The sequence below is a fragment of the Desulfovibrio piger genome (genome assembly GCF_012843875.1).
Taxonomy (GTDB): domain Bacteria; phylum Desulfobacterota; class Desulfovibrionia; order Desulfovibrionales; family Desulfovibrionaceae; genus Desulfovibrio.
This window is the reverse complement of sequence record NZ_JABAFY010000063.1, coordinates 1-11,277: the sequence shown is the minus strand read 5'-3', so window position 1 is coordinate 11,277 and position 11,277 is coordinate 1. Positions and strand designations below refer to the sequence as shown.

Annotated in this window: 10 protein-coding genes; 1 reads left to right on the top strand and 9 read right to left on the bottom strand. The window is 55.4% G+C overall.

The annotated features are described in order from the left end of the window. Nucleotides 1–67: 67 nt before the first annotated feature. Nucleotides 68–1,486 carry a phosphoethanolamine transferase gene (locus HF854_RS11330; protein WP_168936388.1) on the top strand — a complete coding sequence of 473 codons (1,419 nt, stop codon included), beginning with the start codon at nt 68–70 and terminating at the stop codon, nt 1,484–1,486. A 9-nt stretch (nt 1,487–1,495) separates the two neighbouring features. Here HF854_RS11330 and HF854_RS11325 read toward each other — a convergent pair whose 3' ends face one another. From HF854_RS11325 to HF854_RS11285, 9 genes are all read right to left on the bottom strand, one after another. After that, the gene (locus HF854_RS11325; protein WP_168936387.1) at nt 1,496–3,244 is read right to left on the bottom strand and encodes a hypothetical protein; all 1,749 of its coding nucleotides are present in this window, start codon (nt 3,242–3,244) and stop codon (nt 1,496–1,498) included. A 12-nt stretch (nt 3,245–3,256) separates the two neighbouring features. Continuing rightward, complete coding sequence (locus HF854_RS11320) at nt 3,257–4,834, bottom strand: hypothetical protein (protein ID WP_168936386.1); 1,578 nt, start codon at nt 4,832–4,834, stop codon at nt 3,257–3,259. A gap of 9 nt (nt 4,835–4,843) precedes the next feature. Beyond that, nucleotides 4,844–5,290, bottom strand: coding sequence for a hypothetical protein (locus tag HF854_RS11315; RefSeq protein ID WP_168936385.1), 447 nt, complete (start codon nt 5,288–5,290; stop codon nt 4,844–4,846). Between the two features lie 3 nt (nt 5,291–5,293). Continuing rightward, the gene (locus HF854_RS11310; protein WP_168936384.1) at nt 5,294–5,713 is read right to left on the bottom strand and encodes a hypothetical protein; all 420 of its coding nucleotides are present in this window, start codon (nt 5,711–5,713) and stop codon (nt 5,294–5,296) included. 136 nt (nt 5,714–5,849) lie between these two features. After that, a complete protein-coding gene (locus HF854_RS11305) occupies nt 5,850–6,608 on the bottom strand; it encodes a hypothetical protein (protein ID WP_168936383.1) in 759 nt (252 codons plus the stop codon). 201 nt (nt 6,609–6,809) lie between these two features. Next, nucleotides 6,810–9,320 carry a hypothetical protein gene (locus HF854_RS11300; protein ID WP_168936382.1) on the bottom strand — a complete coding sequence of 837 codons (2,511 nt, stop codon included), beginning with the start codon at nt 9,318–9,320 and terminating at the stop codon, nt 6,810–6,812. 138 nt (nt 9,321–9,458) lie between these two features. Next, entirely contained in the window at nt 9,459–9,851 is a 393-nt protein-coding gene (locus HF854_RS11295; RefSeq protein ID WP_168936381.1) for a BrnA antitoxin family protein, read from the bottom strand. Further along, a complete protein-coding gene (locus HF854_RS12940; protein WP_168936380.1) occupies nt 9,838–10,287 on the bottom strand; it encodes a BrnT family toxin in 450 nt (149 codons plus the stop codon). Before HF854_RS12940 ends, HF854_RS11295 begins: the two co-directional genes overlap by 14 nt. Before the next feature lie 108 nt (nt 10,288–10,395). After that, nucleotides 10,396–11,058: a hypothetical protein gene (locus tag HF854_RS11285; RefSeq protein WP_168936379.1), complete on the bottom strand. Its 663-nt coding sequence runs from the start codon at nt 11,056–11,058 to the stop codon at nt 10,396–10,398. Between the last annotated feature and the right edge of the window lie 219 nt (nt 11,059–11,277).

The following is an 11,277-nucleotide window of genomic DNA, read 5'->3' as shown; positions in this document are numbered from 1 at the left end:
TTAATCTTTGGTATTTACTCATGAAATTCGATTACACGATTTTTATGACTTTTTCTGGAATTATGAAATGACTTCTATTATTAATATATTTTTGCTATACCATACTTTTTTAAATGGTGTGCCTGTTGCAAATGAAGGTTTTTTTGTCATATTTGAATCTTTTTCTCCAGATAAGATTTATGAAAATTGGGGATGGATAAAATCAAATTTTAACAAATATGGATTGATGATTATTGCTGTATCTATGATTGTTTTTTATTTTATTACTAAGAAGACAATGACATATAGTGATAAGAGGGTTAATGTTTGTTTTGTTGTTGCAGTGGTGGCGATTATGTTGTCTATTGGCTTATATAAATATAAAAGTTTTTCAGAACTGTTTAGTAAATACCAGCAGTCGGCAATATTTATTCATTATGACAGGTATAAAGATATGATATCTTCTATGAAAGATATAAAAAAGTATACTGATAGTATATCTTTTAATGCAGTGTGCTCCAATATAGATAAAAATCCGCTATATGTTATTGTAATTGGAGAGTCAGCGACAAAGCATCACTGGGGACTTTATGGGTATAAACGGAATACAACTCCTGTAATTAGTGGAGAGAGTGATATATTTGTTTTTGAGAATGCTGTGTCAACATCATCATCTACTCTTATGTCACTAACAAATAGTCTTACTATTGAAAATTCTGATAATAAAAAACTCTCTATTGTTGATTTTTTTAATAAATCAGGATTTTATACTGAACTCTATTCAAATCAATCAGAAGGTGGTCAGTACGACACTGCATTAGGGTATCTATTTAATAACATTAAAAATAAATATTATGCATCAAAGTTTGGACAGTATGCAAAACTAGATCACATCGTCGTTGATAGAGCAATCGAGTCGATAAAAAATAATAATGTTCCAACAGTAATATTTATCCACTTACTTGGCTCTCATGTCGATTTTTACGATAGATACCCGAAAGATTTTGCTGTATTTACATCTGATGATATTGTAGTAGATAAACCATATATCAAACAGAATAAAAAAACATTTGCTGCACAACGTATAAATAGTTACGATAATTCAATACGTTACACAGACTTTCTTCTTGGAAAGATTATAGATACTGTGCGTAGTACAGGGCGATATAGCTTCGTACTCTATTTCTCTGATCATGGAGAAGAAAATTTTGAATTTAGAGACCATTTTGGACGTGGAGGGTTAAACTCAACGATTGTTTATGATATACCAATGATTATATGGGGTTCGAAAGATTTTTTGAAAGAAAATAAAGATATGCTTACGTCTGATATATTACATCGACCAGTATGGATGAAAAATCTTCTTCCTTCTATCGTTGAGATATCTGGAATAAAATCTGATCAGATTGAATTTAAGAAAAGCTTTTTTCAAAAATATTTCGAAGAGGAGAGACGTCTCTGCGACGAAAAAGACTATGATTCTTTGGAAGGACATCAAGCTCCGTAGCTAAGCGTATCAAGGTCTTCTGGTGACTGTCACACGGAAGTCGTCATGCGTGGGCATGCATGCATCCGCGTATGCGCCGAACGACACATGCCCGCCGTCCAGTATGTCATTGCCGAACAGCATGTGGTTCTCGCCGAAGCGGTATGTACCGTCGGCATGGGTCATGCTCGAGTAGGTCAGGACGACGTACCGGTCGAGGTAGGGAGACGTATCCCAGGAGTAGGTATCCTCAATGGTCCTGTGCCGGGCGAGTATCTCGAGGATGTCGCTCGTGTTGTCGTGGGACAGGTCCCAGCCTGTATCGTAAGGGATCGTCCCGTTGAGGAAGGCCGCGCCCGTGATGGTCTCCTGGTGGCGAAGCTGCTTTTCCGGCGCGCAGGTATACGACTGCCCGCCGTCGAAGCGCATCGGGACGGCGACGGCGTCCCTGCCATGCGCCATGTGGGGATCCATGTAGTAATAATAGACGCCGTCGAAGCGTCGCGAGTGCCCGTAGTCGTATGCCGACGCCATGACCATGTCGGCATTCATGTCGTTGTCGCCATCCTCTGCCTTCTCCGTGTCGACGAACACGGCCCGGAACAGGGGCTCGACAAGAGGATAGAGATAGACGGGGAATCCGGACTCAATGATCTTGTGGAATTCCCGGACCTGTCTGAGATATGTCTGGTACGTCTCGAAAGAGACACCGATCTTCACATAGACGGTGTTGTACTTGAGCACCTTGTCCATGAGCTCCATCTTTTGCTCATGGCTCAGCCCGCTGTTCCCATCGAGCAGAGCATCGGGGAATATCGAGTGTTCCCACCATCCCGGTGCGTTGACGTAGTCGAGTACCTCGTTGAACGTGGCCAGCAGCGTGAACTGCGGCACGGTATCGCCAGGCTTTGCCGTCAGCTTCGAAAAGGCATAGGTGTAATATTTGGACTTGTCCGTTTCGATGCAGATGTACGGAGCCTCGTCGATGATGCCGCGTTCAAGGTCGGCATTGACGTAGTAGCTGTCGACGATGGTCTCATCCCTGTACCGGGTATAGGGGACACCGTACATGATGTTGAGGACATCCGAGATGCTCTTTGTCGTCTTCGCGTTGGCATAGAAGCGCATGAGCGCCGAGACGAACCACTTGTACTGCTCGCCGTCATTCGACTTCCGGTACAGGAACCGCCCGTAACGGTTGTAGATGACCGTGCTGGACAGGGCCAGGTCACAGGCCCAGAGCAGGATCTTTTTCCGGCCGCTGATGTCAAGCTCGTACGAGTAATCGGCGATGCCCCTGTCACCGAAGAGGTCGACATAAAAGCGGTAGCCCTTGCCGGGGATGACATCGAAGTGCCTGCCGCGCTCCAGGACGACAGGAGCCTCGAACAGGGAGGTGGTCAGGTACGCCGTGTCGACGACACCGGGGAAATCGACCTCGTAGCAGGCCACCTCCGTCCTGTACTCGTCCGTGTATACCGCACGCAGGTCCGCCGCGTCGATGACGAGCAGTTCGAACTGGCTTGCATCCGTGATGGGCACGTCCAGGATGTTCGAGGCCCGAACGAGATCCAGCAGCCGCGTATATTCCTTCGAAACAGCGGCCATGCTCCCGGACGCGGCAAGCGAGACCGGGACAAGGTCCCGGTAGTAGGCCGTCCAGTAGTCGCCCAGGGCCGTAAGCATGGATCTGGCCTGCAGGGAGTGGTCGCTGATCTCCAGCAGGTGGGTGGCCACATCCGGGGAGATACCTTCCGCCTTGTACGGGATGATCGCCATACACCGGCCCCCTTACGATTTGGAGAAATTCACGGTCACGAGCCCCTCATCGGTGTAGAGCTGCACCGTGTTGTCTGAAAGCTGCGCCGAATGGGTTTCCGTGATATCGGCGACGGAGAACTTGTCCGGCATGTCGAACCGGAGGACTTTGCCGTTGAGCGGATCGAAGAGGGAACCCTTGCAGACCACAGGCAGCCTGATCTTGTGGACGGCATCCACAGCGTCGTGGACGGCGGCCACCAGTTCGGATGCGACCCAGGGAGCGCCGGTCTTCACCAGGTTGGAGACGTAGTCCGTGGCCGCCAGCCGGATGCGGGTCGAAATATCAGCCAGCTCTTCTTCGGAGTAGCCTGACTGCAGGGGGACGAGCGTCACATCGAGCACGGGGCGCAGCACCAGGGGGATCTTGTGCTTCACCAGGGGGTCGTAGCAGACGACACGCTGCCCGCCGGCCCGGACGAAGTCGCTCACCCGGTTGAGCACGGGGTCGGTAAGGATCTCCAGGGTGACCTTGTCCAGGCCGGACGTTCCGGAGACCCTGATGGATTCCGGCAGGTAGTTCCCGCTCCCGAAGAGCGTCTCCTCGCAGGCGACCTCAAGACCGGTGGGGGTCCCGTCGATATACGCGCCCGAGAACCCGGCGACAGAGACGTCCCCGGGAAACTGGCCGGTGCTGACATATCCTTCGGCGTCCGCTGCCACGTCGTACATCTGGCGTGTGAGCTCCGTGGCTATCCAGATGTCGGCCTTGTTGCCGACATGGACGCGCACACCCTGAAAATCCACGATGTCCCGGAGCTGTTCCTTTTTCCCGTGCCCGGCCACATAGAGGTCGATGATCTCGTCAAACTCCTCGCGCAGCACGGTGTTGATGGCCCTGTCCGTGATAAGCTCCCGGGTGGTGATGGCTTTTTCCGCGCGGCGGATGAAATCCTCGCTGCTTTCCACCAGGACACCGGCGACGAATTTGGACGGTATCGAAGCGCGCAGGAAGTAGATGTCGCCGACGGTCGCGGATACGGTATCCGTCACGTCCGGGGCAAGGTCGGAGTTCCCGTCCGAGCGCACGGCGACGTCGATATAGTATTCGTTGATGTTGTCCGTGGAGTTGTACAGGCAGCCGAAGCTGTCTTCCGTAAAGACCTGTTCACCGTCGGCCACAAGGGAGAGGGGGGCGGCCGGGACCACCGGCGCGGTGGCCGGTTTTGTAGCCGTGCCGACCGGCTGGCCGTCTTTGTACTGCAAAAAGTCGACCGGTTGCAGGAACCAGAGGCGGACATGACCGTAGGAAGGCTTGCCGTCGTTGCGCGTCACGAACCAGTTCGACAGGATGCCGTCCACGGCGTCGTCGTAGTCCTCCTGACCGATGGTGTCCTTCAGCTCCAGGGCTTTCTGGAGGCTCTGGTAGGCGCTGGCCCTGTCCACCATCTGGGCGAACAGGCCGTAGATGACGGCATTGGGCTTGATGACGGCGTCATGCAGGCCGGTACCGTCCTCGAGGGAGCCGGAGTAGCCGGAGTCACGAAGGAACTGGACGATGGTGTTGACCGCGGAATCGAACCGCTCTCTGGAAAGGATAAGATCGCTCATGAGGAAGCCTCAGTTACGGCGCCGGTCTGTCGTGAGGGCCACGACGGCGCGGTTGTTCTTCGTGGTCAGTATCTCCAGATAGACGTCCACCCTGTCCGGGGACAGACGGGCGTTGTAGCGGATGTCAAGAACGTTGATGCGCAGCAGGCGCTCCTGGTCGTTCCCGTCGGTCTTTTTGATGAACTCCGTGCAGCGTCGCACGTCGTCATGGACTTCGAGCGTCAGTTGCGGGATGAACGCCTGGGAGATCTGGGTATGGTGCATGGAAACGCCGCCGTATCCGGGGTCAAAGGCGTCCGAGCCCCGGCCGGTGAGCAGGTATTTCACGACCTTGCCGGCAATGACTTCGATGCCGGAGGCGGATGGGTCCTCAGGTCGCACGAGCTGCATGTACTCGCTGGAATTCGTCTGGTCGGTGTAGTTGCCCGTGGGGTTGTACAATCTGAGGTCGAGCACGGCCTATCCCTCCGTCGTGGTCTGGGCCGCTTTGGCTTCCTTCGTCCCGGACAGCATGGCCAGGATCAGCCCCTGCTTGTAGGCGAGACGCGACTTGCGCGTATCGAGGTCCCTGGAGGCAAGGTCATAAAAATCCTTGCGGTCCCGGTTATACAGTTTGGCCATGCGGGTGCAGGCCTGCGTGGCGTCGTAGGCGTCGGACATGGCCAGCAGTTCGGCGGGCATCTTGGCGTGGACGGAGGTGAAGACGGCGTTGGCGATGGCCCTCCCGTCCGTGGAGAGGGCGGTCATGCCTTCCTTCTGGGGGAGCTCTTCCGGCGTCTTGTCGTCCGTTTCCCCCGAGGCCGTCCTGTCCCCTTTGGACAGCATGGAGCTCATGGAGCCCAGGTACTTGATTATGTCTGTGGCTGAGGCGATGCTCATCAAAAATTCCTCAGTGGTTTGAAACCTCCCCTTCAGGAAGAGGCAATCCGCACGACCCCTGTCCGTCGGCTGCGGAGTCAGTCGGCGGAACGGTTAGAACAGGCCGACTGCGGATTGAAACATGTATGGCTCCGGGTCAGGCGAATTTGCGGCGGATGCCGGGGCGGGCCATGATGCCCTCGATCTTCCTGCGCAGGAGGTTTTTGCGGTAGGAGAGCTGCGAGAGCGTGATGCCGAGCTTTTTCTGGAGCTCCGCGTTGGAGAGCACGGCGGCGCCGTTGAAGCCTGTCGTGTGTTCGAAAAGACGCTTCTCGTCCGGGGTCAGCTCCATGTAGATGCCGGACAGCAGCATGTCGTCATCAGCATCGTCACTGGCGGAGAAAAAGTCGCCGGAAACGGCAGGGCCGGATTCCAGCAGGTCACGCCGGTTGTAGTCCCGGAAACGGGTTATCTCCGAAGCAGTCCAGCCGAGTTCGTCATGCAGTTCGTCCGTGGTCGGTTCCCGGCCCAGGACCGTCGTGAGCTGGTCTACGGCCATGTTATAGGTGTTGACCTTCATGGTGATGTTCTCGGGCATCCTGACCGTGTTCTGGTGCGTATAGACGATACGGCTGAGGGGGAGCAGGGAGTTGGTCACCCATGTGGCCAGCGCGGCGCCGGAATGCGGGTTGTAGCTGTCCAGGGCCTTTTTCGTGAGCAGCTTCGCCTCGTTGATCAGCACGTCGCGCGGGATGGGCCCGGCCCATTTGTTGACCTGGTTGTTGATGACGCCGCTGAACCTGTCCAGCAGCTTGCCGAGGTTGTCGGGCGACGGGACGCGCTTGTATTCGTTCCAGAGACGCATGTCTTCGTCGACGAAGGCGGCGTTGACAGGGACGGGTCGGACTGCGGGCATAAAAAACCTCCGCGGAAAGATTGTCCGCGGAGGTTGGGGGGATACAGGTGGGAAGGCGGTTCAGGTACACTGAATAATATAGTTCAACCACATGGTTTTACCCAGCGCGCCTTATATCCCCGCCCTGAAGGGCGAGGCTTTACGGCGCGCTTGGTAACTGCAGCTTGACCGGGCACGCCTGTTTGCGCGCGAGGATCGGCACTACTCATAAACCATTATCGCGAACTCCTTCGCCTGTATCTGAAGCAGCAGGGAACGCACATCGGATTCCACCTCGGTAATGGCCTCACTGGCGTCGAGTATCTGTGCTCCATCCTTTTTGGTGCCTTCCCGGCTTTTGTCCCGGGCTTTCTCCATGATCTTGTCCATGATCTTGTCCGCGGCCCCCTTTTCACCTGTTCCCTGTGTTCCGTCAGCAGTACCGGAAGCTGTGTCATTAGCTGTTCCGTTTATGGGTCCAATACGGGAATCAATCATGGAGCCTGTACCGGAATCATTCGACCCTTCATCAAAAGAACCGATCAGCTCTTTTTCCGGCATGTTGGAAAAACCGTCCTCCATACCGTTCCCGCTTTTTTCTCCCTTTTCCTCTTCCTTTCCAGTTTCCTTTCCCGTTTCCTTTCCCGTGACAGTCCTGAAGATCTTCAGAGGACGTCTTTTTTCAAGGAAATCGCCATTCAACTGAAGAGGTGTCTGCGGGCCCTCCGGACCGTTCCCGTACGTCGCCGTGAAACCCATGAATGCACAGTAGTCTTCGAAAGTGACGATGTTCCTTCGCATGTACCTGTAGGCTTCACGCGGGTTGCTGTGGGGCGATGCCGTGGAGGTGTCCGGTGACGTCAGTTCCGAGAGGAGGGTGTCGTAGGACACGGCATCGGCACCAGGCACTCCCGGAGCGCCCGGCGTACCGAGGATGGTCTGGTAGATCTCCGTCATCCGGCTTTGGGACTGCGTGATGTTGTCCACCGCCGTCAGCGGGTGGTTGATGGGGATCGTCGCGGCTTCCTTGAGCAGCCTGGCGAAGTTCATGCTGATGCTCGTCCTGACCTCGGTGCCGGAGATGCTGTGCTCGACAGCCAGGACGTGCCCGGCGAAGGCGAAGTGGGTATCGTTGTTGTCGAAGACGACACCGGGGAACCCGGGTGTGACGTAAGGAGCGAACTGGCAGGTCGCCGTGAGCTGTCGCGGGGCGTACTTGAGGTTGAGCAGCTGCCGCCGGCAGAAGCGCTCCTTGAAGATCTTCTCCGTCGCCAGTGTCGAACCGGTGTTGTCCTGTACCCCGCTGTTCATGAAGGGGATGTAGTGGAACCAGCGCGGGGTACCGACCTGTCTTACCCACGGCCCCGTGAATTCCTCGACCTTCAGGAGCTCGTTGCTCAGGGCCCGGATGCCGTTTTTCAGCAGAGCGTCCGGAACCTCGAAGTTCTGGTATGTCTCGGAAGGGTAGAAATCCAGCAGGCCGGTCTGGGCGAGCTTGCTGCTGGTATTCCCGCTGACCAGCTGGGCGAGGGGGCCGAACAGGTTGCGGATCTGGATGCGGGTAGGGGAGCCTTTGTACTTCTGGCTGGTCTGGATGCTCGTCACCAGGGTACGGTGCAGGACGTTGCACTGTGGCGGAAGGGAATCCGTCAGCAGCGGTTTCATGCAGGACGACACCAGCCTGGCCGGGATGTCCTTTTCTTGCGTGCCGGTGTCTTTCTCCATACCGGTTTGGGCCTGCTCCGCACCGTTTTTCTCCCCGGTGCCGGAGCCCGCGTCGGCGGGAATGGCCGCGTGGTAGGCCGGATTGGCGATGTAGAGGTACTCGTACTCCATCTCGTCCACAAGGAAGGTCAGCAGCTCGCGCAGCGTCTGCTCCTCGGAAGCGTTCACGGCGCCGCGCACCAGCAATTCCATGGCATGGAACGTTTGCATGCCATAGATCATCGGGAAAGCTGTAGCCATGTCGTCCGTTTCCGGCAGCCCGGCGATCTTCCAGGCGGTCCCGTCATTCCCGGCTTTGTCGAAGTAGGGGAGGTATTCGAAACGGTCGAGCAGCCTGAGCGCTTCCGCCTGGTCGCGGAAATACTGTGACAGCTTCGACGCGTGGAGCTGCCCGAGCGGGGGGTGGTACTCCTCGCCCGTTTTCGGGTCCGTCTGCCCGGCCATCTGCATGAAGGCGTAGATGTTTTCCAGGTACTGCGACGGGTATTTGATGGGCAGGCCATTGTCCAGGGGATTGAGCCCGTAGCGGAACAGGCAGTGCGGGAAGGTGATGTCCGACGTGGCAACGTAGGCGGCCTGTTCCTGGTTGCCGGCACCGGACATGAGGAACATGTCGTCGAGCTGCGTCATGAAGCGCACCTTGCAGTCGCCGAGGATGTCGAAGTACGAGATGGCGTTGATGGTGACGCTGCGCTCGAGAGGGCTGTTCATGTAGACCTTGGATTCGATGAATCCCTCGAAAAGCAGGATGAAGTGCGGCGACTCCACCATGGTCTCCTGCACGAAAACGTGCACGGGCACGCGGTCCGCCTCCCCAAGGGAGAAGAGTTCCGGGTACGCCGGGAGGGCGATCTCCGCTGTGGGAGGTTCATTGAAGACACAGCGGATGTTCACCGAGATCGTCGGCAGCAATATGCCGGCGATGTAGACCCGGCACTGGAGGAGGTTGATGTTCGCGTTCTCCGCGGACAATGTACCGTTTTGCGGTGTTTGATCGAGATCGGCCATCGGCGAATGCCTCTTCTGGATTCCGGATTTTGAAATGTTGGCAGGTTAAAATCTTCGGCCCCGTTTTTTCGCCTAAATATTGCAAAAAGGCGCCGCGATGTTGCGGCGCCTTTTTGTTTTAGATGAAAAGCTTAAATATTACAGACCTATGTCGATGGCTTTGCGCAGGACCTCTTCCATCCGCACCTGCCAGCCTTTGCCGGTGCTGCGGAAATGTTCCACGATATCGGCGTCGAACCTTGCGGTGAACTGGATCTTCGGACGTTCCGATTTCGGGCGTCCACGCCGTGGTGCCAGCAAAGTCTCCACGGTTTCCGGCGGGAACAGTTCGGCGAGCGCCTCGCGTCCGGTCTTTCCGGCAAAAGGCGCCTCGTTTGCGGACGGCGGCACGGTGTCGGGATCGGCCAGGGCCGCGGCCGTAATTTCAGCGTCGGTCATTTCCCGACCAGCGCCAGGGAGACGCTGGAGCGCCGCGAGCTCTTCCGTGGTGTAGACGACCATTTCCTTGCCGTTTTCGTCATAGCGTCTCATACTTTTTTCTCTCCCGGCTGTTTGCCTTTCTGTAGCTGATGATGCGCATCCTCCGGTCTCGGGGAGTGAACACGAGACACATAAGGCGGTCATCATCGCGTGGAACGAAGGCGGCGTATCGTGGTTCTCCATAGTCATGGCGTATGTCCGGTTCTATCCGGGCGCGGCTCCAGTCAAGCAGGATCACATCAGCGAAGTCTTCGCCGTGTTTTTCCAGATTGCTCGTGCGCTTTTTTTCATCAAAAATTCCTTTGTGGTTTGAGACCTCCCCCTTCAGGGGGAAAAGAGAAGTTGACAAGACGGTGGAGCCGATGAAATCCTTTTTCGTAACCCCTCCCTTCAGGGAGGGCCGATCCGCACGACCCCTATCCGTCGGTCGCGGAGTCAGTCGGCGGACGGGGCGACTGTGGATTGAAACATCCCACTCGTATTGCATGAATATATGCAACTACAAAAAAAGTTGAGCTGTCAATATTTATAGCTACAAAAAATATATCCAAACACACCTTGACCACGGCTTAGAGGTTCACATACGTCGTGTATATCACACCATCAGCAACCGGACTTCGTCGTCCGCCTTCGACGTCTCACCGCCATCAGTGGCGCTGCTCGATACGCTGTCAGCTACGCCATCCGTGCCGTGCAGATAGTCGAACGTCACGAGGCTGCCGTTGTGGGACACATTGAGTGACAGGACGAGCATGGTGAACGTGACGATGAGAACGTCTTCCTGTGCTCCGCTCTCACTCAGCTGCATGCCCGTTACCGGACCTGTGTAAACGGAGTCCAGGCATCGCAGGACGGGAACATTGCCCGTCCTGGCCACGGCGGAAAGGCGCAGCCTGTTTTTGTAGCAGTCAACGAGGTATTGCTTTCCGTAATTCTCCGGGCCATCCACGAGGACGCAGCTGACCGTCATGTGGAGCGGTTTCTTGCCGAAACAGGTCGCCCCGAAGATGTCCCCGACATAGTGGGAAAGCTGCAGGTGCTCTTCAAGATTGAACTGGACGCTCTGGACGAGGAGATCGATGTCGAGGGGGGACGTGGCCGTCGCCGATTCGTAAAAAGCCGCACGGCCTGTGAAATCGTCCGGGCTGTACAGCGAATCGAGCGCCGAAAGCGTGTCTTCCGGAGTGGTCGGCTTGCGCCAGTCAAAGGCGTCTGTGGTCGATGTCCCGATCGATGTGGAAAGTTCTTCTGCTGGCATATGGCTAGACCGCAATATTTTCGCGAGGTTTGGAGGACGCCGGCGCACCGCTCCCGACAGGTTTCAGACTCGTTTCCGGGTCGGAGGACGACCGCAGGGCTTCGGGACCGTCTTCCTTTTGTTGAACATCCTGCTCACCTTTCCGTTCTGTTATACCTACTCAAATCTATTCATAACTAGACAAATAGATTCAATGCTAACTTCCTGCTTCATTGAGGC

What these genes read in the sequence shown, in the direction of transcription:
- HF854_RS11330 (WP_168936388.1), top strand. Translation starts at nt 68, where the DNA reads ATGACTTCTATTATTAATATATTTTTGCTATACCATACTTTTTTAAAT.
- HF854_RS11325 (WP_168936387.1), bottom strand. Translation starts at nt 3,244, where the DNA reads ATGGCGATCATCCCGTACAAGGCGGAAGGTATCTCCCCGGATGTGGCC.
- HF854_RS11320 (WP_168936386.1), bottom strand. Translation starts at nt 4,834, where the DNA reads ATGAGCGATCTTATCCTTTCCAGAGAGCGGTTCGATTCCGCGGTCAAC.
- HF854_RS11310 (WP_168936384.1), bottom strand. Translation starts at nt 5,713, where the DNA reads ATGAGCATCGCCTCAGCCACAGACATAATCAAGTACCTGGGCTCCATG.
- HF854_RS11305 (WP_168936383.1), bottom strand. Translation starts at nt 6,608, where the DNA reads ATGCCCGCAGTCCGACCCGTCCCTGTCAACGCCGCCTTCGTCGACGAA.
- HF854_RS11300 (WP_168936382.1), bottom strand. Translation starts at nt 9,320, where the DNA reads ATGGCCGATCTCGATCAAACACCGCAAAACGGTACATTGTCCGCGGAG.
- HF854_RS11295 (WP_168936381.1), bottom strand. Translation starts at nt 9,851, where the DNA reads ATGAGACGCTATGACGAAAACGGCAAGGAAATGGTCGTCTACACCACG.
- HF854_RS12940 (WP_168936380.1), bottom strand. Translation starts at nt 10,287, where the DNA reads ATGCAATACGAGTGGGATGTTTCAATCCACAGTCGCCCCGTCCGCCGA.
- HF854_RS11285 (WP_168936379.1), bottom strand. Translation starts at nt 11,058, where the DNA reads ATGCCAGCAGAAGAACTTTCCACATCGATCGGGACATCGACCACAGAC.